Genomic DNA, 23,361 nt, shown 5'->3' on the forward strand with positions numbered 1-23,361 from the left:
GACCACTTGTTAGGGAGGAATATGTCGTGTCTTTGTTTAAAGAAGCGCTCCATATGCATGAGCGCTATCAAGGAAAATTAGAAGTAAAGGCGAAAGTGCCGTTAAAAAATGCTTACGATTTAAGTTTAGCTTATTCTCCCGGTGTAGCAGAACCGTGCAAAGTGATCCATCAAGAACCGAGCAAAATATACGATTATACGTTAAAAGCGAATACGGTGGCGGTTGTATCGAATGGAAGCGCAGTATTAGGACTTGGAAATATTGGAGCAGAAGCAGCGTTACCAGTCATGGAAGGGAAAGCAGTCCTTTTTAAAAGTTTTGCTGGAGTTGATGCGTTTCCGATTTGTTTAAATACATCAGACGCGGAACAAATCATTCAAACAGTAAAACTACTTGAGCCGACATTTGGTGGCATTAACTTGGAAGATATCGCGGCTCCGCATTGTTTTATCATTGAAGAACGCTTAAAGCAGGAATTAAATATCCCTGTTTTTCATGACGACCAACATGGAACAGCGATTGTAACCGTTGCTGGTTTAGTAAATGCATTAAAGTTAGTGAATAAAAAAATAGAAGACATTCGAGTTGTCATTAACGGGGCAGGGGCGGCAGGAATAGCGATTATTAAATTGCTTCGCTGTTATGGCGTTAAACATATGATCATGTGCGATTCCAAAGGGGCAATTTATGAAGGACGTCCGTACGGAATGAATGACATCAAACATGAAATTGCGCAATGGACAAACGTGGAGAAAAAATCAGGGACGTTACAAGAAGTGATTGTTGGTGCAGATGTATTCATTGGTGTGTCGGTTGCAGGGGCATTGACAGCTAGCATGATCGAAACGATGAATCGAGATGCAATTATTTTTGCGATGGCAAATCCAACGCCAGAAATTATGCCGGAAGACGCGTTACAAGCAGGTGCAACTGTTGTTGGCACCGGGCGTTCTGATTATCCGAATCAAGTGAATAATGTTTTAGCATTTCCAGGTATTTTCAGAGGAGCGCTTGATGTGCGCGCCAAGCAAATTAATGAACAAATGAAAATGGCAGCCGTTGAGGCAATCGCCAACTTAATTACAGAGGACGAGCTACGTGCGGATTATGTCATCCCTGCTCCGTTCGATCCGCGTGTCGCTCCAGCCGTTGCCGCTGCTGTGGCGAAAGCGGCGATGGAAACGGGGGTTGCGCAAGTGATTGTTGATCCAAAAGAAGTAGAAAAGCGAACACGACAATTAGCTGTGATTGCAGGTGAGCATGAACATGACTACTTCTAAAGTGTACATCGAAACGTTTTGGCAAATTCATCGCATGATTGAAGAAGCAGGTCTTCAACCTGGAGACCGGTTGCCATCTGAACGAGAGCTAGCCGACCGATTAGGAGTCGGACGCTCTTCTGTTCGTGAAGCGTTGCGGGCGTTGGAGTTGCTCGGATTAATTGAAACGCGTCGTGGGGAAGGAACGTTTATGAAACCGTTTGGTGACCATCAGCTTATTCAGCTTCTCGGCTCGTTTATTTTACAAGGAAATCGGGAAAAACGAGATTTAATCGAAACAAAAGTTCTTATCGAACGAATATGTTTGCAGCTTGCCTGCGAACGACTGACGGATGAGAAGCTTGAGCGTATCAAACGGGAGGAACATACGTATCATTCATTTTTTCGGCGAATTGTAGAAGCGACGGATAACTATTTGTTGCTACGCATTTGGCTCGTATTAACCGACTTTTTTAAACACATCTATACGTTGACTCTCCCTTCCGAATTTTATGAACAAATGTGGGTGGCGTTACAAAAACGGTCGTGCGAAGAAGCAATAGCGATGTATGAACAATACGTGATGCAAAAAATGTCGAAAGAGAACTGACACAATATGACAAACAAAGTTGTTTTTATTCGGTAAAGTAGAAATGGACTAAGTAGGGGAGGGAAACATGTGCTGAAAGATTTGTTCTCCAAAAAGAAGAAATATGCTACCATTCCATCTGAACAAGCGAGGCAAGACGTGCCAGAAGGCATTATGACGAAATGTCCGAAGTGTAAAAAAATCATGTATACGAAAGAACTAGTGAAAAATTTACGCGTTTGTATATCGTGCGGCTATCATCATCCGATGTCTGCTCCTGAACGCATTGCGTGTTTGTTAGACGAAGGAACGTTTCATGAATACGATCGTCACCTTCTTTCTAAAAACCCGCTCGATTTCCCTCAATATATGGAAAAAGTTGAGGAGGATCGCGAAAAAACAAAATTAAATGAAGCAGTCGTGACCGGTGAAGGAACAATAAACGGTTTCCCTATCGTTATTGCCGTAATGGATTCCCGTTTCCGTATGGGCAGTATGGGATCAGTTGTCGGAGAAAAAATTGCACGTGCTATTGAGCGAGCGATGGAAAAATCGGTACCTTTTATTATTTTTACCGCTTCCGGTGGAGCGCGGATGCAAGAAGGTGTATTAAGTTTGATGCAAATGGCGAAGACAAGTGCTGCGTTAAAACTGTTTAGTGAACAAGGCGGGCTTATTATTTCAGTGATGACTCATCCGACGACAGGTGGTGTATCAGCAAGTTTCGCCTCGCTTGGAGATTACAATTTTGCTGAACCAGGGGCGCTCATCGGTTTTGCAGGACGGCGCGTCATTGAACAAACCGTTCGTGAGGAATTGCCAGATGACTTTCAAACAGCGGAATTTTTATTGAAACATGGACAACTAGATGCGGTGATCCCGCGTCATGACCTAAAAGACACGTTAACGAATGTATTAGACATTCACCAATCGCGAGGTGGAGACGAATGGCATACGAATTAGAATTTGAAAAACCACTTGTAGAATTGCGAAAAAAAATTAGTGAATTAAAAGAATTTACAAAGCATCGCGATGTTGACTTTTCCGATGAAATTAATAAATTAGAAGCTCGACTTGAAAAGCTGGAAAACGACATTTATGCGAACTTAAGCCCGTGGGATCGTGTGCAAATTGCGCGCCATCCGAATCGACCGACAACGCTTGATTATATTGAACGATTGTTTACAAACTTTTTCGAATGTCACGGTGACCGTTGTTTTGGGGATGATGAAGCGATCGTAGGAGGAATTGCAAAATATCATGGATTACCTGTGACTGTCATCGGTCATCAACGTGGGAAAGATACGAAAGAAAATATTCGTCGTAATTTTGGTATGCCACATCCAGAAGGATATCGAAAAGCGCTTCGTTTAATGAAGCAAGCTGAAAAATTTGGGCGTCCGATTATTTGTTTTATTGATACGAAGGGGGCGTATCCAGGAAAGGCTGCTGAAGAACGGGGGCAAAGCGAAGCAATCGCACGGAACTTATTTGAAATGGCAGGGTTGACAGTTCCAGTTGTATGCGTTGTTATTGGCGAAGGAGGAAGCGGTGGTGCGCTTGCCCTCGGTGTCGGAAACTACGTTCACATGCTTGAAAATTCGACGTATTCCGTAATTTCACCAGAAGGGGCAGCAGCAATTTTATGGAAAGATGCATCGCTTGCAAAAAAAGCTGCCGAAACGATGAAAATTACAGCAAAAGATTTAAAACAGCTTGGTGTTATCGATGAAATTATTCCAGAAGTGCGCGGTGGTGCGCATCGAAATGTCGATGAACAAGCGAAATACATTGACGATGTGCTTAAACGTTCCTTGCGTGAATTGCTCCCACTACATGCTGAACAGTTGATTGTGCAACGATACGAAAAATATAAACAGATTGGCGATTTTATCGAATCTCAACAACATGTATCGGTTATGTAAAAAGGTCATCATCGGATGGCCTTTTTACATGAAATAAATGATTTTGAGCAAACTTGTTGTAGTGAGAAAAATCAACGTTTTGTGAAACATTTCATTATGTATTGTGTTCCATATACCTTCATGTTATCTTAAAGTAAGAGGTCATACTTCTTATTTTATTTTTTTAAAGAGGTGAAGAGCGATGAAAAGAATTGGTGTGCTTACGAGCGGTGGCGATTCGCCAGGAATGAATGCCGCTATTCGTGCGGTTGTTCGGAAAGCGATTTACCACGGCTTAGAAGTGTACGGCGTTTATCACGGATATGCTGGATTAATTGCTGGTCAAATTAAAAAGCTTGAAATCGGGGATGTTGGCGATATTATTCATCGTGGCGGAACGATGTTATATACTGCTCGTTGCCCAGAATTCAAAACGTTAGAAGGGCAGTTAAAAGGAATTGAGCAGTTGAAAAAACATGGGATTGAAGGACTTGTTGTCATCGGTGGTGACGGCTCTTATCAAGGCGCGAAAAAGTTAACAGAACACGGTTATCCGTGTGTCGGTGTGCCGGGGACGATTGATAACGACATTCCAGGAACAGATTTTACGATTGGTTTTGATACAGCGTTAAATACGGTTATTGATGCCATTGATAAAATTCGCGATACAGCGACATCTCATGAACGTACATATGTGATTGAAGTCATGGGACGTCATGCGGGAGATATTGCTCTTTGGGCAGGTCTTGCAGGCGGGGCAGAAAGTATTTTAATCCCAGAAGCAGATTATGATATGGACGAAATAGTCGCGCGTCTCAAACGTGGACATGAGCGCGGTAAAAAACATAGTATTATCATCGTTGCAGAAGGGGTTGGCAGCGGTGTTGATTTCGGTAAACGCATTGAAGAAGCAACAGGATTTGAAACGCGTGTAACTGTGCTAGGGCACGTACAGCGCGGTGGATCACCGACAGCGTTTGACCGTGTACTTGCTAGCCGTTTAGGTGCGCGCGCAGTGGAATTGTTACTCGAAGGAAAAGGTGGACGTTGCGTTGGCATTCAAAACAATCATCTCGTCGACCACGACATCATTGAAGCGTTAGCACAAAAACATACAGTTGACCAAAAAATGTATCAACTATCAAAAGAACTTTCAATTTAGTGGTTATTTATGGTATCGTTTCCATATGCAAAGTGTAGGAGGGTATTTATGCGCAAAACGAAAATTGTTTGTACGATCGGTCCAGCGAGCGAAAGTGTAGAAAAGCTTGTGCAACTCATTGAGGCAGGGATGAATGTTGCCCGCCTCAACTTTTCGCACGGAAGTCATGAAGAACATGCAGCGCGCATTCGCAACATTCGCGAAGCATCGAGAATGACTGGAAAAACGGTTGCGATTTTATTGGATACGAAAGGTCCAGAAATTCGTACACATGACATGGAAAATGGTGCGATTGAATTGAAAGCGGGCGCTGAAGTCACTATTTCGATGACGGAAGTGCTCGGTACGCCAGAAAAATTTTCGATTACGTATGAAGGGCTAATTGACGATGTGCATGTCGGCTCAACGATTTTGTTAGACGATGGTTTAATTGGTTTAGAAGTATTGGCTGTTGATAAAGAAGCGAAAGAAATAAAAACAAAAGTATTAAACGGTGGCGTATTAAAAAATAAAAAAGGTGTAAACGTTCCGGGCGTCAAAGTAAAATTGCCAGGTATTACAGAAAAAGATGCTGCTGATATTCGTTTCGGTATCGAGCAAGGTATTGATTTTATTGCTGCATCATTTGTTCGTCGCGCTTCAGATGTGCTCGAAATTCGGGAATTGCTTGAGGCGCATGACGCGTTACACATTCAAATCATCCCGAAAATTGAGAATCAAGAAGGCGTAGACAATATTGATGAAATTTTAGAAGTAGCAGACGGTTTAATGGTTGCTCGTGGCGACTTAGGCGTCGAAATTCCAGCGGAAGAAGTGCCTCTCGTCCAAAAAGAGCTAATTAAAAAATGCAATGCGCTTGGAAAACCTGTTATTACAGCGACACAAATGCTTGATTCCATGCAACGAAATCCACGTCCAACTCGCGCTGAGGCGAGCGATGTAGCGAACGCCATTTTTGACGGAACAGATGCGATTATGCTTTCAGGTGAGACAGCGGCAGGGGCTTATCCAGTCGAAGCGGTACAAACGATGCATCGCATTGCTTTGCGCACAGAACAAGCGTTACAATATCGCGACTTATTATCGAAACGAAGCAAACAGAGCGGTACGACGATTACAGATGCAATCGGGCAATCAGTTGCTCATACCGCATTAAATTTAGATGTCGCAGCGATTGTGACGCCGACAGTAAGCGGTCATACCGCCCGGATGATTTCGAAATATCGCCCAAAAGCGCCAATTATCGCTGTGACATCGAATGAAGGTGTTTCGCGTAAATTAGCGCTCGTTTGGGGTGTTTATCCACGCGTCGCTCAACACGCAACGTCAACGGATGAAATGCTCGATATTGCTGTTGAGGCAGCCCTTGACACAGGCATCGTGAAACATGGTGATCTCGTTGTGATCACAGCGGGTGTTCCAGTTGGAGAAACAGGTTCAACAAACTTAATGAAAGTGCATATGATCGGTGATATGATTGCAAAAGGTCAAGGGATTGGCCGTAAATCAGCATTCGGGAAAGTTGTTGTAGCCAAAACAGCAGAAGAAGCGCTTGGAAAAATGGTTGAAGGCGGTATTTTAGTTGCTCCAGCAACGGATGCAGACATGATGAAAGCGTTAGAAAAAGCTGCGGCGATCATTACAGAAGAAGGCGGCTTAACAAGCCATGCGGCTGTTGTTGGTTTAAGCTTAGGGATCCCGGTAATTGTTGGGGTAAACCATGCGACATCTATTTTAAAAGATGGACAAGACATTACGGTAGATGCAAGCTTCGGTGCTATTTATCGCGGTCATGCGAGCGTGCTATAATAAAGAAGGGGGACATCCCCTTCTTTATTATTTTGGAGGGATGTGTGTGCGAAACATCTTTTTTCTTCTTTTTATCGTTATTCCAGCGCTAGAAATTGTCGTTCTTGTTTTGTCGGGAAAAGCAATTGGCATATGGCCAACATTTACATTGATTGTGACAACAGGTATCATCGGTGTCTTTTTAGCGAAAAAACAAGGACTATCCACGTTTCAACGAGCAAAATATGAGTTCATGAACGGGCGCATACCAAGCGATGCGCTATTAGATGGTGTTTGTATTTTAGTTGGTGGGACGTTATTGTTAACGCCAGGGTTTATTACTGATACAGTAGGTTTTATTTTACTTCTCCCATTTGCGCGTGAAAAAATAAAACCGTGGCTTGTGCGCCTATGGAAGAGGATGTTCTATGAAAAAACATGGATTTACATTCGAAAATAAAAGCATAAGCTCGCCGCTTATGCTTCTTTTTTTCCGATAATAAAGTTCCAAATATCTTGAAAGACGCCAGCATGATGCAATGTTCGCCCAATGACGAGCAATACCGGCCCAACGATTAAACCGAGAAACCCGATCAATTTAAAACCGACGAATAAAGCGATCAACGTTGCTAACGGATCGAGTCCGATATTCGAGGAAAGGAGCTTCGGTTCCATCACTTGACGTTGTACGAGAACAACGACATACAGCACACCTAGACCGATCGCAAAATGAGTATCGCCGCTCATCGCAGCGTACACAATCCATGGAACAAATACTAATCCTGTCCCTAAATACGGTAAAACATCGACCATGCCGATAATAAGAGCGATCGTAATTGCGTATTCTACTCGCAACACAAGCAAGCCGACTAATACAATAAGTGTTGTAATAGAAATGAGTGTCGCCTGTGCTTTAAGAAAGCCAAATAGCGCCTTTTTTAATTCGGCAAATACTTTTGTCGTACTCGTCTGCACTTTGGTTGGTAACAATTTTTGAAACAATGCTTTTAGACGATACCAGTCTTTGCTTATAAAAAACGTGGCAAGCAACGAGAAAATAAAAATTGTTGCAAAATTAGGCAACCATCCAATGATTGAAGGAATATTTTGTAATATATTTTGGATGAATTGCCCGACCGTTGTAGCAATTTTTGTTCCAACGGATTGAATGTTTGCCATAATCGTGTCTTGTTGAGACGTGTCTAAATTTTTAAAGAGTGTCGCTAGTTGGTTATAGATCGGAATGATTTGGCTTGCCACAAACTGCTCTATATAAATGACAAGCTTTTGAAAATGATTTGGCACAACTGTCGCTAAATATTGTGTTCCAGTCACGATTTCCGCAACAAGGAGGGTAACGAGCCCAGCAACGAGTGCAAGTAAAAGAATTAAAACAACGATGACCGCCAACGCCCTTGGCATTTTCGCTTTCTTCTCTAATACATCAACGACCGGGTTAATAAAGAAAGCAATCGCTAACGCAATTAAAAACGGATATGTTAGCGTTGATACATAGTATAAGCTCGCTAACCCGGCAATGATGACAAAGATGACAAATAAAAAGCGAAGGGAGCGATATACGTAGTGAGTTGACATGTCCTCACCTCCCGTCTTTTGTCATTTATGACTATTATAATATACAATGCAAAGAAAGAAAAAGTTTCAAAGAAGGGGGCGTATTTCATGCAGCCATTTATTTTTTTATTTATTCTTTTCGTTGTCGGTATCATTGCGAAAAATCAATCCCTCATAATCGCTGTACTATTTTTACTTATTGTGAAAAGTATCGGATTAAGTTCTAAAGTACTGCCGTATTTAGAGCAAAAAGGAATCCATCTTGGTGTAACAATCATTACGATTGCGGTCTTAGTTCCGATTGCAACTGGAAAAATAGGATTTAAAGAACTAACGGACTCTGTTCGCTCAATTTATGCTTGGATTGCGATGTTATCGGGTATTGCTGTTGCTTTGTTGGCAAAAGGAGGCGTGACATTGCTTGCGAAAGATCCGCATGTAACGACTGCGCTCGTTCTTGGTACTATTTTAGCCGTATCTTTATTCAAAGGAGTGGCTGTCGGCCCGTTAATAGGCGCAGGTATTGCTTATGTAATCATGAAAATAGTGGATATATTTTCATGATTGATTGCTTTTTTATAATAATATTTTTGAATTATGATGTCTTTTAGTTCACAAAAGTCTGATAATTGTTTATAATAATAGTGGAGCATGTACGAAACTATCGTGTATATTCCCCTGCTCGCTTCGTGAAGCGACTAGGTGAATATATAACAAAATGTAAGCATTTTCTTTGCATTTTTATTCAGCCGTTTTGAGCAATCGCTCGACGACGCGTTTTAACATGGGAAAAGGGGAATAAAAGAAAAAAAGGAGAGATGTAAGATGACAGTAACTCGCGGTCTCGAAGGGGTTGTAGCAACCACTTCCACAATTAGTTCAATCATCGATGATACGCTCACATATGTTGGGTATAATATCGATGACTTAGCAGAACATGCTACGTTTGAAGAGATCGTTTATTTGCTTTGGCATCGCAAATTGCCAAACAAAGAAGAGCTAGAAACGTTAACAAAGCAGTTGGCGGAACATGCCGATATTCCGCAACAAATCATTGATCATTTTAAAATGTATCCGCTTGATCAAGTTCATCCGATGGCAGCGCTTCGTACAGCGATTTCATTTCTTGGCTTATACGATGAAGAAGCGGAAGCAATGAATCCCGAAGCGAACTATCGCAAAGCGATTCGTTTACAGGCGAAAGTATCAACAATTGTTGCTGCGTTTTCGCGTATTCGCAAAGGATTAGAACCTGTGCCACCGCGCAAAGATTTAAGTTTCGCGGCAAACTTTTTATATATGCTAACGGGTAAAGAGCCAGATCCAATTGCTGAGGAAGCGTTTAATAAAGCACTCGTGCTTCATGCGGATCACGAGTTGAATGCTTCAACGTTTACTGCGCGTGTCTGTGTTGCGACTTTATCAGATGTGTACTCAGGTATTACAGCAGCGATTGGAGCATTGAAAGGCCCGCTTCATGGTGGAGCAAATGAAGCGGTAATGAAAATGTTGACGGAAATCGGCACACTTGAAAATGTGGAAACATACATTCACAACAAATTGAATAACAAAGAGAAAATTATGGGGTTCGGTCATCGCGTTTATCGCCAAGGTGACCCACGTGCGAAACATTTGAAAAAAATGTCTGAGAAATTGACGAAGTTAACAGGTGAACCACACTGGTATGATATGTCGGTGAAAATTGAGGAGATTGTTACATCGACGAAAGGTTTGCCGCCAAATGTTGACTTCTACTCCGCTTCTGTTTACCATAGTTTAGGAATTGATCATGATTTATTTACACCAATTTTTGCGATTAGTCGCATGTCTGGATGGCTTGCGCACATTTTAGAGCAGTACGAAAACAACCGTCTCATCCGTCCACGTGCCGAATATACAGGACCTACGAGACAAGTATACGTGCCGCTTGAAGAACGTGCATAACATGCATAACAGTGGTTGCTCAAGGTGAGAAACTCGCCTTTCTCACCTTTTTACACTACATGATTTGGAGGTCGTTATTGTGATGCAAGGTGAAAAAATTACGGTTACAAACGGGGTATTAAACGTTCCAAACTATCCGATTATTCCATTTATTGAAGGGGACGGGACAGGTCCAGATATTTGGGCAGCCGCATCTCGCGTATTAGAAGCGGCTGTGGAAAAAGCTTATAAAGGGGAGCGCAAAATCGTTTGGAAAGAAGTGCTTGCTGGTGAAAAAGCGTTTAAGTTGACTGGTGAATGGTTGCCACAAGAAACGCTTGATACGATTCGTGAATACATAATTGCGATTAAAGGACCGCTGACAACACCAGTAGGCGGTGGAATTCGTTCATTAAACGTTGCGCTTCGTCAAGAGCTCGATTTATTTGTGTGCTTACGCCCAGTTCGTTATTTTAAAGGAGTACCGTCTCCGGTCAAGCGTCCTGAAGATACAGATATGGTGATTTTCCGTGAAAATACGGAAGACATTTATGCGGGGATTGAGTATGCAAAAGGAACACCAGAAGTGAGAAAGTTAATTGATTTCTTGCAAAATGAAATGGGTGTGCGTAAAATTCGCTTCCCTGAAACATCGGGAATCGGTATTAAGCCAATTTCAGAAGAAGGTACGAAACGATTAGTGCGCGCAGCAATTAAATACGCCATTGAACATGGTCGCAAATCTGTCACGCTCGTTCATAAAGGAAACATTATGAAATATACAGAAGGTGCGTTCAAAAACTGGGGCTATGAATTAGCTGAGCAAGAATTCGGCGATCAAGTGTTTACTTGGGCGGAGTATGACCGCATCGTTGAAACGCACGGAAAAGAAGCTGCAAACCGCGCGCAAGCGGAAGCAGAAGCAGCAGGAAAAATCATTGTGAAAGATGCGATTGCAGATATTTTCTTGCAACAAATTTTAACTCGTCCGCGCGAGTTCGATGTTGTTGCAACAATGAACTTAAACGGTGACTACATTTCTGATGCGTTGGCAGCACAAGTAGGTGGCATCGGTATTGCACCAGGTGCAAATATTAACTATGAAACAGGCCATGCAATCTTTGAAGCAACGCACGGAACTGCACCAAAATATGCGGGATTGGATAAAGTAAATCCATCGTCGGTCATCTTATCTGGTGTCATGATGTTTGAACATCTTGGTTGGAATGAGGCAGCAAAACTGATCGTTGACTCTATGGAGAAGACGATTGCCTCAAAAGTCGTCACATATGACTTTGCACGTTTAATGGAAGGCGCAACAGAAGTGAAATGTTCGGAATTCGCAGATGCTCTCATTCAAAACATGGGAGAATAAAATAAAAAAGGGGATGGAAGAACGTGGGTATGAAACGAAAAAAAATCTCAATTATCGGTGCTGGATTTACGGGAGCGACGACGGCGTTCATTTTAGCGCAAAAAGAGCTTGGAGACATCGTTCTTGTCGACGTTCCACAATTAGAAAATCCGACAAAAGGAAAAGCGCTCGATATGCTTGAGTCAAGCCCTGTTCTCGGATTCGACGCTAACATTATTGGCACGTCGGATTATGCGGATACCGCTGATTCGGATGTTGTTGTTATCACTGCGGGCATTGCGCGCAAACCAGGCATGAGCCGCGATGACTTAGTCACGACAAACCAAGGAATTATGAAGGCGGTCACGAAAGAAGTAGTCAAGTATTCGCCGAACTGCTTTATTATCGTATTAACAAATCCTGTTGATGCGATGACATATACGGTTTTTAAAGAATCTGGCTTTCCGAAAAACCGCGTCATCGGTCAATCTGGAGTATTAGATACCGCACGTTTCCGTACATTTGTTGCACAAGAGTTGAATTTATCTGTGAAAGATATTACAGGGTTTGTCTTAGGTGGTCATGGAGATGACATGGTGCCGCTTGTGCGCTATTCGTATGCAGGTGGCATTCCGCTTGAAACGTTAATCCCAAAAGAGCGGTTAGATGCCATTGTTGAACGTACGCGCAAAGGTGGCGGTGAAATTGTCAACTTACTTGGTAACGGTAGTGCCTATTATGCGCCAGCTGCATCCCTTGCTGAAATGGTTGAAGCGATCGTAAAAGACCAGCGCCGAGTTCTTCCAGCCATCGCTTATTTAGAAGGCGAATACGGATATGAAGGAATTTATTTAGGTGTGCCAACCATTTTAGGTGGCAATGGAATCGAAGAAGTTATCGAATTAGAGCTAACAGAAGAAGAGAAAGCGGCGTTAGCAAAATCTGTAGAGTCAGTGAAAAATGTGATGAAAGTGTTACAATAGTAAAAAATTCGGGGTGATTCCCCGAATTTTTGTATATGGTCAAACAAAGGGGAGATGGGTATGCTGAGCAAAAAACGCAAAATTGGACGTTTAATTTCGGACATTTCCGTTGGTGAGAAGCTCGTCTTAACGGAAGCGATCGAAGATAAAGATTTATTGTTATACTTAGGGCTCACAAACGATGCCAATCCGCTCTATATTCAACATGACTACGCATCGCAAACGCCATGGAAACGTCCGATCGTACCAGCTATTATGTTAACAGGTATTATTACATCGGCTGTTTCAAAATATTTACCGGGACCGGGAAGTCATATTGTTTCGCAAACGATTGAATTTAAACGACCAGTATATCATTATGAGCATGTTGAATTTTTATTTGAAGTGACATCTGTTGATGAAGAAAATAATGAAATTCATATCTCCGTTCAAGCGATCCGCGATGGTGAAGAAATATTAGTTGGGTCATTGCGTGTCGTTCCGCCATATCCGTTTGTTGAAGAGAAAGCGTTAGATAACTTTTAAAAAGGGGCTTTTGCCTCTTTTTTGTTTTTTTTCTTTTCACATAACTCGTTATAATAAAAATGTAACAAATTTACGTTGTTGGAGGATGGCTATGTCGAAACGTGTGTTAGTTGTCGATGATGAGCAGTCGATCGTCACGTTGCTAGAGTACAATTTAAAGCAGGCAGGGTTTATTGTATTGACAGCTTATGATGGAGAACAAGGACTTCATAAAGCGTTAGAGGAACGCCCTGATTTTATCATTCTCGATTTAATGTTACCGAAATTAGATGGGATTGAAGTATGTAAACAGCTACGACAACAAAAAGTGATGACCCCTATTTTAATGTTGACAGCAAAAGATGACGAATTTGATAAAGTGCTTGGTCTTGAATTAGGTGCCGATGACTATATGACAAAGCCGTTTAGCCCACGTGAAGTAGTAGCACGTGTGAAGGCGATTTTACGTCGAACGGTGATTCATGAGCAAGAGGAAAAGCAAAATCATAGTGACGATTCGCTCGTTGTCGGACAACTAAAAATTTTCCCTGATCGTTATGAAGCTTATTTTGCACAACAAAGATTAGAACTCACCCCGAAAGAATTTGAACTACTAGCATACTTAGCGAAATATAAAGGTCGTGTCTTAACACGTGATCAATTATTAAGTGCAGTATGGAACTACGATTTTGCTGGGGATACACGCATTGTCGATGTGCATATTAGTCATTTGCGTGACAAAATCGAACATGATACGCGAAAGCCTGTGTATATTAAAACGATACGTGGCTTAGGGTATAAACTGGAGGAGCCGAAAGCGGATGAATAAATTTCGCTCTCGCCTACTGATTGGGCTTGTTTCCGTCATTTTATCCGTGTTGTTTGGCCTAGGTTTGTTATTAGGTCAATTGTTTCAAAAATTTTATGCAGACACGGTACATGATCGAATAGAGAAAGAGGCAAAACTTTTGGCTTTATACATGGAAAATAAATCGTTCCAATCTAATATGTTTAAGCAACAATTACACGCAATTAGCGACATGTTGTCGGCGCGCATCACGATTGTTGATCGTGAAGGACAGATCATGTTTGATACAAACAATTACGTATCAATTGATGAAAAACGTCATAAAACATTCATTCGAACGTTACTAAAACAAGAAGATCGTCCTGTTATTTTTCAAGAAGAACAAAATGTATATTATTATGCTGTACCATTTTGGCAGCGTGACCAGAAGCTCGGACATATTGTCATGAGTTTATCTATGGATGCGATCGAGCGGGTAGATGAACAAATTTGGCTGTTGCTTACGCTTAGCTTAAGCATTGCTTTTTTCATTATTCTTTTATTAGGTATTAAAATTACAAATCAATATACAAAGCCGATTGAAGCGGCAACAAAAGTAGCGATGGAGTTGGCGCGCGGCAATTATAAAGCGAGAACGTATGAAAGTAGAGACGATGAAACAGGGATGCTCAGCCAGTCATTAAACATTTTGGCGCGGAATTTACAAGAGATGGTGCGTACACAAGAAATGCAACAAGATCGTTTGCGAGCCCTTATTGAAAATATAGGGAGCGGTTTAATTTTAATTGATCAACGTGGCTATATTTCATTAATGAACCGCGCATATAAAGAAATGTTCCATATCGATCCGTCTGACTATGTTCATCGTTTATATTATGAGGCGTTCCCATATAAAGAAGTGATTGCACTTGTAGAAGAAATATTTATGACAGAGGTAAATGTACGTAAACAAATGCTCCTTCCGATCGATATTGAACGGAAACATTTTGAAGTGTACGGAACGCCAATTATTGGGACAAACGACGAATGGAAAGGAATTATCGTTGTGTTCCATGATATTACTGAGCTAAAAAAACTTGAACAAATGCGCAAAGATTTTGTCGCTAATGTTTCTCACGAGTTAAAAACACCGATTACGTCCATTAAAGGTTTTGCAGAAACGTTGTTAGACGGGGCGATGCACGATGCTCAAACGCTTGAATACTTTTTAACGATTATTTTAAAAGAAAGTGAACGACTTCAACATTTAATTCAAGATTTGCTCGATTTGTCAAAAATCGAACAGCAAGGATTTACGTTAAATATATCCGTTGTTGACTTGCATGAAGTATTGAAGGAAGTTATCGTCATGCTTGAAGCGAAAGCAAACGATAAACAAATCACATTGGAATGTACATCGAATACACCGCTTTGTTATATGTATGGCGATTTACATCGTTTAAAGCAAATTTTTATTAATTTAATTAATAACGCGATCGCTTATACGCCAGCTGGTGGACGCGTAACGGTTTATGTGGAGAAAGATAATAAAGAGCTACACGTTCATGTAAGTGACACAGGAATTGGAATTGAACAAAAAGAAATTCCACGTATTTTTGAACGATTTTATCGTGTGGACAAAGCACGAAGTCGCAACTCAGGTGGTACGGGTCTTGGATTAGCGATCGTGAAACATTTAGTGGAAGCACATCATGGAACAATTTCAGTAAAAAGTGAAGTGGGGATAGGGACGACATTCACTGTCCATTTTCGTGCAGACGCTTGTGCAGACGAATAATTTTAACGATATATTTACAATCGATTTACCATATATTAAAAAAATATTGATAACATAAAAGGTGAAAACCCCTTCATCCAAGAAGCCGATTGTCTTGGAATAGGCGAGGACAGCGAACGTTCTCGTCTTTTTTCTTTTTTGGAGGCAATCATGGTAAAATAAGCGTAAATGAATACAAGAGGAGGTTTTCGGTTTGGCAAACAAACTCGTTTTAATTGATGGCAATAGCATCGCTTATCGCGCTTTTTTTGCATTGCCGCTCTTACATAACGATAAAGGCATTCATACAAACGCTATTTATGGTTTTACAATGATGTTAATGAAACTCATTGAAGAAGAAAAGCCGACGCATATGCTCGTTGCGTTTGACGCAGGAAAAACGACATTTCGTCATGAAGTATACACAGAATATAAAGGTGGGAGACAAAAAACGCCACCGGAATTATCGGAACAGTTTCCGTTTTTACGCGAACTGCTTGATGCATATAACATTCGTACGTACGAACTTGAAAATTATGAAGCAGACGATATTATCGGAACGCTTGCCACCAAAGCAGAAAAAGAAGGGTTTGACGTCGTCATTATTTCGGGAGATCGCGATTTAACACAATTAGCGTCGGAACGTATTCATGTTCATGTCACGAAAAAAGGCATAACAGACATGGAGCGATATACACCGGAATACGTATTTGAGAAGTATGGACTAACGCCTGCACAAATTGTTGATTTGAAAGGATTAATGGGCGATGCATCAGATAATATTCCAGGCGTTCCGGGAGTCGGAGAGAAAACAGCATTAAAATTATTAAAAGAATATGGAACGGTTGAACATGTACTTGCCTCACTTGAACATATTTCTGGGAAAAAATTGAAGGAAAACTTACAAACGTACCGTGAACAAGCGTTACTAAGTAAACAGTTGGCAACCATTCATCGTGATGTTCCATTGACACTATCGCTCGATGAGTTAGCATGGCAGTCGTATGATGCAGAACGGGTAGCAGCGCTATTTCAAGAGCTTGGTTTCACTTCGCTTATGGACAAAATTGGTCAAATTTCACAAGAACAACTATCATTAACCGATATTTCGTTTGTTACGGTTCAAGCGATTGATGAGCACATGTTGACAAAAGAAGGTGCACTTGTTGTTGAAGTGATGGATGCGAATTATCATCAAGCACCAATTATTGGATTTGCACTTGTAAATGAGCGTGGACACTTTTTTATTCCGACGGACATAGCTCTCGCTTCATCACGATTTAAAAGATGGCTTGAAGATGAGCAATGTAAAAAAAGTGTGTTTGATGCCAAACGAGCGATCGTTGCGCTGAAGTGGAACGGTATTGAACTTAAAGGTGTCGATTTTGATCTATTATTAGCTGCATACTTGCTCAATCCGACCGATGCGAATGGGGATGTGGCGGCCGTTGCAAAAACGAAGCAATATACGGATGTACAAAGCGACGAAGAAGTATATGGAAAAGGAGCGAAACAAGCTATTCCGCCGACAAATGTATTAGCTGAACATCTCGTACGAAAGGCGAAAGCGATCGCTTCGTTGAAAGAAACATATATTCAAGAACTAAAGCGAAATGAACAATTTGAATTGCTTGTACATTTAGAATTACCGCTTACGTTTATTTTAGCACAAATGGAATTTTACGGTGTGAAAGTGGATGTTGATCGTTTGGAACAGATGGGAAAAGAGTTTACTGCCCAACTCGAACAAATTGAGCAACGCATTTATGAACTTGCAGGAACAACGTTTAACATTAATTCTCCGAAACAACTAGGAACGATTTTATTTGAAAAACTTCAGTTGCCGATTGTGAAAAAAACGAAAACAGGTTATTCTACCTCCGCGGACGTTCTAGAAAAGTTAGCGCCATACCATGAAATTATTGAGCAAATTTTACACTATCGTCAGCTCGGAAAATTACAATCCACATATGTCGAAGGATTAATGAAAGTCGTCCGAAAAGATACAGGAAAAGTGCATACGATTTTTCAACAAGCGTTGACTCAAACGGGACGTTTAAGCTCTACAGAGCCTAATTTACAAAATATTCCTATTCGTATTGAGGAAGGAAGAAAAATTCGTCAAGCGTTTGTCCCATCCTCAGACGATTGGGTTATTTTTGCAGCTGATTATTCTCAAATCGAGTTGCGCGTTTTAGCGCATATTGCTAATGATGAAAATTTAATTGCCGCGTTTCACCACGACCTTGATATTCATACGAAAACGGCGATGGATATTTTTCATGTCAAGGAAGACGAAGTGACCGCTCATATGCGCCGTCAAGCGAAAGCAGTCAATTTTGGCATCGTTTACGGGATTAGCGACTACGGATTATCGCAAAACTTAGGCATCACGCGCAAAGAGGCAGCCGAATTTATTGAACGATATTTTCGAAGTTATCCGGGTGTAAAGCGGTATATGGAAGAGATCGTACAAGATGCAAAACAAAAAGGGTATGTGACGACATTGCTTCACCGCCGTCGTTATTTGCCGGATATTACAAGTAGTAATTTTAATGTTCGTAGTTTTGCGGAACGGACAGCGATGAACACGCCAATTCAAGGAAGTGCGGCCGATATTATTAAAAAAGCGATGATTGATTTGGCTAATCGTTTACATGAAGAACGACTGCAAACTCGTTTGTTGCTGCAAGTACATGACGAATTGATTTTAGAAGCACCAAAAGAAGAAATTGAATTGTTGAAAAAAATCGTACCAGATGTGATGGAGAACGCAGTATCATTACGTGTTCCGTTAAAAGTCGACTATCATTTTGGCCCAACATGGTATGATGCGAAGTAACGAAAGGGGGGAGCAACCATGCCAGAATTGCCTGAAGTCGAAACGGTACGACGTACACTTCTTTCTCTTGTTGTTGGTAAAACGATCGAACGTGTGAAAGTGCGTTGGCCAAAAATCATTCAGCACCCTGATGTAGCTACGTTTTGTGAGCGTCTGAAAGGACAGACGATTCACAATATCGGGCGGAGAGGTAAATTTTTGCTTTTTCAATTGGATGATGTCGTCCTCGTTTCTCATTTGCGGATGGAAGGACGTTATATATATGAAAAAGAAGATGCTCCATTTGATCAACATACACACATTTTTTTTACATTCACAGATCAGACGGAACTTCGTTATCGCGATGTGCGCAAATTTGGTACGATGCATTTATTTAATAAAGGTGAAGAATTACGTGTCCCTCCTTTATCAAGTATTGGGGTTGAGCCGTTCGATGAGCAATTTACGGTTGCATGGCTTACAGATCAACTTCAACGAACAAAACGTACAATAAAAGCGACATTGCTTGATCAAACGATTGTCGCAGGATTAGGCAATATTTATGTCGATGAAGTATTATTTCGTTCGTCCATTCATCCAGAGCGGACAGCAACGACGTTAACGATACGGGAAATCGAAGCATTACATGAGGCAATTGTTCAAACGATACAAGAAGCGATTGAAAAAGGTGGGAGTACCGTTCGAACATATGTGAATACGCAAGGGAAGACAGGGACGTTTCAAACGCAATTGTATGTATACGGTCGTGCCAACATGCCGTGCCGTCGTTGTGGAAATCCCATTTCCAAAACAACTGTAGCCAATCGCGGCACACATTATTGTAAACATTGTCAAACGTAGTGTAAGAACATTGCCTAGACCTCTTCCATATACTATGGTAGCTTTTCAAGGAAGGGGCGGGCGTATATGATTACATGGTCTTTATTTTTGCTTGCGTTTGCTGTAAGCATTGATGGGTTGACTGTCGGTATTACGTATGGTATGCGGAATGTACATGTTCCGCTTCGTTCGTTGCTGATTATTTCGTTTTTTTCATGCATGACATTTTTAGTAGCGATGGGCATTGGTCGCATGTTATATATGTTTTTTTTGCCAACCGTTGCCAACGCAATGGGTGGGGGGATATTAATCATATTAGGATTATGGATGCTCATTCAATTTATGCTTAAAAGCGATGATAAGGAAGAAAAATTTTTAATGAACGTAGAAATTCGTTCGCTCGGCATTGTCATTCAAATTTTGCGCAAACCAACGATGGCTGATTTTGACCGTTCAGGAACGATTACAGGGATGGAGGCTGTATTTTTAGGAATCGCCTTGTCGCTCGATGCGTTTGGAGCAGGCGTAAGCGCGGCGCTTTTAAACTATTCGGTAGCGTTTACTACATTTCTCGTTTGCTTGCTTAGCTTTAGTTTCTTATTTAGCGGGTTGAAAATTGGAAAATCGTTTAGAAAGTATGACTGGCTACAAAAATACTCGTTTTTACCTGGGATTATGCTTATTGTCATTGGTATTTTTAAAATGAGATAGGGGTGAAGGTGGTGTTAACGATCGGATTAACAGGGGGCATCGCAAGTGGAAAAAGTACGGTCGCGGCGATGTTCCGTGACTTACATATCCCTGTCATTGATGCAGATGAAATCGCTCACCGTGTCACAGCCATCGACGGTGAAGCGTATCAACTAATTGTTGAGACGTTTGGAAGCGACATTTTAGACTCAAATGGTGCGATTGATCGACGTAAGCTTGGTGCGATCGTATTTCATGATGAACAAAAGCGAAAACAGTTAAATGCCATTGTTCATCCGCTCGTACGTAAACATATGCTACAACAAAAAGAGCAATATGCAAGAAAAGGGGAAAAAGCTGTTGTTCTCGATATTCCGCTTTTATTCGAAAGTAATTTAGAACATCTCGTTGATCGTATTCTCGTTGTGTATGTAGATGAACAAATTCAACTTCGGCGCCTTTGCGAACGCAATGGCTTTTCGTTTGAAGAAGCATGGGCGCGTATAAAATCGCAAATGCCGCTCGAACAAAAACGAAAAAAAGCAGATGCTGTCATCGATAACAATGGAACGATCGAACAAACGAAACGACAACTATACGAACGCTTAGTTGAGTGGGGTATCCTTGAAAAATAGGATGCCCTTTTTTTATTTTTTTATAGCATAAACACTTTAAAAATGTTATACTATTTTTGTGTATAACAGATAAACAGTATAACACATATATTGAAAGGGGCTATATAATGAAAGCGAGAGTAGCGATTAACGGGTTCGGACGCATTGGACGTATGGTGTTCCGAAAAGCTATTATGGACAATGATGTTGACATTGTAGCCATTAATGCGAGCTATCCGCCTGAAACGTTAGCTCATTTAATAAAATATGATTCGAACCATGGTAAATTTGATGGGGATGTCGTTCCTGTTGAAGATGGTTTAATTGTAAATGGAAAAAAAGTACAACTATTAAATTCACGTGATCCACGACTATTACCGTGGGGAGAGCTTCAAATCGATATCGTTATCGAAGCAACGGGAAAGTTTAACGCAAAAGAAAAGGCGATGATGCACGTCGAAGCGGGAGCAAAGCGTGTTATTTTAACTGCACCAGGAAAAGATGAGGATGTCACGATTGTAATGGGAGTCAATGAACATATGCTTTCTCCAGAGCACGTCATCATTTCAAACGCTTCATGTACAACAAACTGTTTAGCGCCCGTTGTGAAAGTGCTTGATGAAGCGTTTGGCATCGAAAATGGACTTATGACAACTGTTCATGCCTACACAAACGATCAAAAAAACATCGACAATCCACATAAAGATTTACGTCGAGCACGTTCATGCGCACAATCGATCATTCCGACAACAACAGGTGCGGCTAAAGCGTTAGCACTTGTATTGCCACATTTAAAAGGAAAAATGCATGGTATGGCATTGCGCGTTCCAACACCAAACGTTTCACTTGTTGACGTCGTTGTCGATGTGAAAAAAGATGTCACAGTCGATGAAGTGAATGAAGCGTTTATGCAAGCAGCTCGTGGGGAGTTAAAAGGCATTTTAGACGTGACGATGGAACCGCTTGTATCCATTGATTTTAATACAAATCCACATTCTGCGATTGTTGATGGGTTATCGACAATGGTGATCGAAAATCGAAAAGTAAAAGTGCTAGCGTGGTATGATAATGAATGGGGCTATTCATGTCGCGTTGTTGATTTAACAAAACTAGTTGCGAAACAATTGTTAAAAAATGAAACGGTTGCGATGTCATAACGCTGGGGTTCCCAGCGTTATTTTTCTGCCCATTTGATAAAAAAATAAAAAACGATATTGAAAAAAATATATAAACGAAGTATACTATGTTTCGTGAACTTCTTGAACGCGTGGTAATGTGACTACTTAAAGGGTTAGGACCTCTTTGGACTAACTTTCCCCCGTGGTAGTTATACATTCCAGAAAGCAAAAGAAATTCATCGTTTATTTTTTTAAAAATTTATAAAAGGGGGATACGATCATGGATACAATGGGTCGTCACGTTATCTCAGAACTTTGGGGATGCGATTTTGATAAGTTAAATGACATGGAGTTTATTGAAAAAACATTTGTTGATGCAGCGTTAAAGTCTGGTGCTGAAATTCGTGAAGTTGCGTTTCATAAATTTGCACCACAAGGTGTTAGTGGCGTTGTTATTATTTCTGAATCACATTTAACTATTCACAGTTTTCCAGAGCATGGTTACGCGAGCATCGACGTGTACACATGTGGGCATCTAGATCCAACGATTGCAGCTGACTATATTGCAGAAGCATTAGGTGCACAAACGCGTGAAACAATTGAATTGCCTCGTGGTATGGGTCCAATTGAAATTAAACAAGCAAAAGCTTTATAATAAAGTGTAAGAGGAAAAGAGGTGTAGATTCTGCACCTCTTTTTTATCATTCATTGAAAAGTGAGGAGACGAACAGTGAAATGGAAGCATATATTAACAAATCATAATGAAACATCTGAACGTCATCCGGATGAGCAGCTAAAAAGCCGTTATTACAAAACGACACAATCCACTGCATTACAAGTAGTGAAAGAAATGTTTGAACAGATGGACGGGTGTCACATTGTTGCCGTCTCAGCAGAACGAGGAGAAATAAGTGTATCACTCACGAAAGGAAGAAAAGTATTTATCGTCGCAACTATTGTTTCTGTTCGTCCATTTGAAACAGCTATTGATTTTTCAGTTACGACAGAAACAAAATGGTTTCCAATTGACTTCGGATTTAGTCGCCAACTCATTATTCGTTTATATGATCAATTAGAGAAAAGACTCCCATATATCGGATCGGGAATATATGGGGATAAGTAGTTGTATATCCGCCTTGTTTTGTCTACTATAAAAGTAAAATTACTGCTAGGGAGCTGATACATATGAAATGCCCGTCGTGTCACCACAACGGAACGCGTGTGCTCGACTCGCGTCCTGTTGATGAAGGGCGTTCTATTCGTCGCCGTCGTGAATGTGAACGTTGCCATTTTCGATTCACAACGTTTGAAAGGGTGGAAGAAACACCGTTAATTGTTGTGAAAAAAGAAGGAACGCGAGAGGAATTTAGCCGTGAAAAAATTTTGCGTGGTCTTATTAAAGCGTGTGAAAAGCGACCGGTTGCGCTTGAACAGCTAGAGGAAGTCACGCAACAAATTGAACGAGAGTTGCGCAATAGCGGGATCAATGAAGTGAAAAGCGAAACGATCGGTGAAATGGTGATGGAACGCTTGTCCAAAATTGACGAAGTCGCTTATGTTCGTTTTGCTTCTGTATACCGCCAGTTTAAAGATTTAAACGTCTTTATCGAGGAATTAAAAGAACTAATAAAAAAAGAACAAGGAGAAAGGGCATAATATGCTCTTTTTCATAT

At 41.0% G+C, this 23,361-nt stretch carries 23 protein-coding genes; 22 read left to right on the plus strand and 1 reads right to left on the minus strand.

All coding sequences use genetic code 11. The annotated features are described in order from the left end of the window. The first annotated feature begins 26 nt into the window (after positions 1-26). The 7 genes from ystJ to BO219_RS09145 all read left to right on the plus strand — a co-directional run bounded on the left by ystJ (position 27) and on the right by BO219_RS09145 (position 7,162). On the plus strand, positions 27-1,280 hold the full coding sequence (ystJ, locus tag BO219_RS09115) for an NADP-dependent malic enzyme (protein ID WP_077429298.1): 1,254 nt from the start codon (positions 27-29) through the stop codon (positions 1,278-1,280). Continuing rightward, positions 1,267-1,869: a FadR/GntR family transcriptional regulator gene (locus tag BO219_RS09120; RefSeq protein WP_171700401.1), complete on the plus strand. Its 603-nt coding sequence runs from the start codon at positions 1,267-1,269 to the stop codon at positions 1,867-1,869. The genes ystJ and BO219_RS09120 overlap by 14 nt, the downstream gene beginning before the upstream one ends. Positions 1,870-1,938: 69 nt before the next feature. Beyond that, positions 1,939-2,811, plus strand: coding sequence for an acetyl-CoA carboxylase, carboxyltransferase subunit beta (accD, locus tag BO219_RS09125; protein WP_077429300.1), 873 nt, complete (start codon positions 1,939-1,941; stop codon positions 2,809-2,811). Next, complete coding sequence (gene accA, locus BO219_RS09130) at positions 2,796-3,773, plus strand: acetyl-CoA carboxylase carboxyl transferase subunit alpha (protein WP_077429301.1); 978 nt, start codon at positions 2,796-2,798, stop codon at positions 3,771-3,773. Before accD ends, accA begins: the two co-directional genes overlap by 16 nt. A gap of 181 nt (positions 3,774-3,954) precedes the next feature. Continuing rightward, complete coding sequence (gene pfkA / locus BO219_RS09135; protein WP_077429302.1) at positions 3,955-4,914, plus strand: 6-phosphofructokinase; 960 nt, start codon at positions 3,955-3,957, stop codon at positions 4,912-4,914. 48 nt (positions 4,915-4,962) lie between these two features. Continuing rightward, positions 4,963-6,723: a pyruvate kinase gene (gene pyk / locus BO219_RS09140; protein WP_077429303.1), complete on the plus strand. Its 1,761-nt coding sequence runs from the start codon at positions 4,963-4,965 to the stop codon at positions 6,721-6,723. 46 nt (positions 6,724-6,769) lie between these two features. Then, positions 6,770-7,162, plus strand: coding sequence for an FxsA family protein (locus BO219_RS09145; protein ID WP_309138142.1), 393 nt, complete (start codon positions 6,770-6,772; stop codon positions 7,160-7,162). A 17-nt stretch (positions 7,163-7,179) separates the two neighbouring features. Here BO219_RS09145 and ytvI read toward each other — a convergent pair whose 3' ends face one another. Next, a complete protein-coding gene (gene ytvI / locus BO219_RS09150) occupies positions 7,180-8,298 on the minus strand; it encodes a sporulation integral membrane protein YtvI (RefSeq protein ID WP_077429305.1) in 1,119 nt (372 codons plus the stop codon). Between the two features lie 87 nt (positions 8,299-8,385). Between ytvI and BO219_RS09155 the strand changes: the two genes are divergently transcribed. From BO219_RS09155 to nrdR, 15 genes are all read left to right on the plus strand, one after another. Further along, positions 8,386-8,841 (plus strand): DUF441 domain-containing protein, encoded by a 456-nt coding sequence (locus tag BO219_RS09155; RefSeq protein ID WP_077429306.1) that lies wholly within the window; start codon positions 8,386-8,388, stop codon positions 8,839-8,841. A 261-nt stretch (positions 8,842-9,102) separates the two neighbouring features. Continuing rightward, positions 9,103-10,221, plus strand: a complete 1,119-nt coding sequence (citZ, locus tag BO219_RS09160; protein ID WP_077429307.1) for a citrate synthase — start codon at positions 9,103-9,105, stop codon at positions 10,219-10,221. A 79-nt stretch (positions 10,222-10,300) separates the two neighbouring features. Continuing rightward, positions 10,301-11,575 (plus strand): NADP-dependent isocitrate dehydrogenase, encoded by a 1,275-nt coding sequence (gene icd, locus BO219_RS09165; RefSeq protein WP_035020117.1) that lies wholly within the window; start codon positions 10,301-10,303, stop codon positions 11,573-11,575. A 23-nt stretch (positions 11,576-11,598) separates the two neighbouring features. After that, a complete protein-coding gene (mdh, locus tag BO219_RS09170; RefSeq protein WP_143271284.1) occupies positions 11,599-12,537 on the plus strand; it encodes a malate dehydrogenase in 939 nt (312 codons plus the stop codon). 54 nt (positions 12,538-12,591) lie between these two features. Further along, positions 12,592-13,062: a MaoC/PaaZ C-terminal domain-containing protein gene (locus BO219_RS09175; protein ID WP_077429308.1), complete on the plus strand. Its 471-nt coding sequence runs from the start codon at positions 12,592-12,594 to the stop codon at positions 13,060-13,062. Positions 13,063-13,153: 91 nt separating this feature from the next. Next, on the plus strand, positions 13,154-13,870 hold the full coding sequence (locus tag BO219_RS09180; protein ID WP_077429309.1) for a response regulator transcription factor: 717 nt from the start codon (positions 13,154-13,156) through the stop codon (positions 13,868-13,870). Continuing rightward, a complete protein-coding gene (gene pnpS, locus BO219_RS09185; protein WP_077429310.1) occupies positions 13,863-15,626 on the plus strand; it encodes a two-component system histidine kinase PnpS in 1,764 nt (587 codons plus the stop codon). Before BO219_RS09180 ends, pnpS begins: the two co-directional genes overlap by 8 nt. Before the next feature lie 193 nt (positions 15,627-15,819). Continuing rightward, on the plus strand, positions 15,820-18,447 hold the full coding sequence (gene polA, locus BO219_RS09190) for a DNA polymerase I (protein WP_077429311.1): 2,628 nt from the start codon (positions 15,820-15,822) through the stop codon (positions 18,445-18,447). 18 nt (positions 18,448-18,465) lie between these two features. After that, a complete protein-coding gene (mutM, locus tag BO219_RS09195; RefSeq protein ID WP_077429312.1) occupies positions 18,466-19,287 on the plus strand; it encodes a DNA-formamidopyrimidine glycosylase in 822 nt (273 codons plus the stop codon). A gap of 66 nt (positions 19,288-19,353) precedes the next feature. Beyond that, complete coding sequence (gene ytaF / locus BO219_RS09200; protein ID WP_077429313.1) at positions 19,354-19,977, plus strand: sporulation membrane protein YtaF; 624 nt, start codon at positions 19,354-19,356, stop codon at positions 19,975-19,977. An 8-nt stretch (positions 19,978-19,985) separates the two neighbouring features. Continuing rightward, on the plus strand, positions 19,986-20,591 hold the full coding sequence (gene coaE / locus BO219_RS09205; RefSeq protein WP_006323530.1) for a dephospho-CoA kinase: 606 nt from the start codon (positions 19,986-19,988) through the stop codon (positions 20,589-20,591). A 107-nt stretch (positions 20,592-20,698) separates the two neighbouring features. Continuing rightward, positions 20,699-21,727, plus strand: a complete 1,029-nt coding sequence (locus tag BO219_RS09210) for a glyceraldehyde-3-phosphate dehydrogenase (RefSeq protein ID WP_006323528.1) — start codon at positions 20,699-20,701, stop codon at positions 21,725-21,727. A gap of 241 nt (positions 21,728-21,968) precedes the next feature. Further along, on the plus strand, positions 21,969-22,343 hold the full coding sequence (speD, locus tag BO219_RS09215; protein ID WP_012574217.1) for an adenosylmethionine decarboxylase: 375 nt from the start codon (positions 21,969-21,971) through the stop codon (positions 22,341-22,343). Between the two features lie 75 nt (positions 22,344-22,418). Next, entirely contained in the window at positions 22,419-22,811 is a 393-nt protein-coding gene (locus BO219_RS09220; RefSeq protein WP_077429314.1) for a cytosolic protein, read from the plus strand. Positions 22,812-22,873: 62 nt separating this feature from the next. After that, on the plus strand, positions 22,874-23,344 hold the full coding sequence (nrdR, locus tag BO219_RS09225) for a transcriptional regulator NrdR (RefSeq protein WP_077429315.1): 471 nt from the start codon (positions 22,874-22,876) through the stop codon (positions 23,342-23,344). Positions 23,345-23,361 lie beyond the last annotated feature (17 nt).

Origin of the sequence: Anoxybacillus kestanbolensis, from assembly GCF_001996285.1 — a bacterium.
Lineage (GTDB): Bacteria > Bacillota > Bacilli > Bacillales > Anoxybacillaceae > Anoxybacillus > Anoxybacillus kestanbolensis_A.

Excerpts from the sequence above, each read along its gene's own strand:
- ytvI (WP_077429305.1), bottom strand. The coding sequence starts at position 8,298 with ATGTCAACTCACTACGTATATCGCTCCCTTCGCTTTTTATTTGTCATC.
- ytaF (WP_077429313.1), top strand. The coding sequence starts at position 19,354 with ATGATTACATGGTCTTTATTTTTGCTTGCGTTTGCTGTAAGCATTGAT.
- citZ (WP_077429307.1), top strand. The coding sequence starts at position 9,103 with ATGACAGTAACTCGCGGTCTCGAAGGGGTTGTAGCAACCACTTCCACA.
- nrdR (WP_077429315.1), top strand. The coding sequence starts at position 22,874 with ATGAAATGCCCGTCGTGTCACCACAACGGAACGCGTGTGCTCGACTCG.
- mutM (WP_077429312.1), top strand. The coding sequence starts at position 18,466 with ATGCCAGAATTGCCTGAAGTCGAAACGGTACGACGTACACTTCTTTCT.
- BO219_RS09120 (WP_171700401.1), top strand. The coding sequence starts at position 1,267 with ATGACTACTTCTAAAGTGTACATCGAAACGTTTTGGCAAATTCATCGC.
- pfkA (WP_077429302.1), top strand. The coding sequence starts at position 3,955 with ATGAAAAGAATTGGTGTGCTTACGAGCGGTGGCGATTCGCCAGGAATG.
- accA (WP_077429301.1), top strand. The coding sequence starts at position 2,796 with ATGGCATACGAATTAGAATTTGAAAAACCACTTGTAGAATTGCGAAAA.
- BO219_RS09175 (WP_077429308.1), top strand. The coding sequence starts at position 12,592 with ATGGGTATGCTGAGCAAAAAACGCAAAATTGGACGTTTAATTTCGGAC.
- pnpS (WP_077429310.1), top strand. The coding sequence starts at position 13,863 with ATGAATAAATTTCGCTCTCGCCTACTGATTGGGCTTGTTTCCGTCATT.
- BO219_RS09180 (WP_077429309.1), top strand. The coding sequence starts at position 13,154 with ATGTCGAAACGTGTGTTAGTTGTCGATGATGAGCAGTCGATCGTCACG.
- speD (WP_012574217.1), top strand. The coding sequence starts at position 21,969 with ATGGATACAATGGGTCGTCACGTTATCTCAGAACTTTGGGGATGCGAT.
- BO219_RS09210 (WP_006323528.1), top strand. The coding sequence starts at position 20,699 with ATGAAAGCGAGAGTAGCGATTAACGGGTTCGGACGCATTGGACGTATG.
- pyk (WP_077429303.1), top strand. The coding sequence starts at position 4,963 with ATGCGCAAAACGAAAATTGTTTGTACGATCGGTCCAGCGAGCGAAAGT.
- BO219_RS09155 (WP_077429306.1), top strand. The coding sequence starts at position 8,386 with ATGCAGCCATTTATTTTTTTATTTATTCTTTTCGTTGTCGGTATCATT.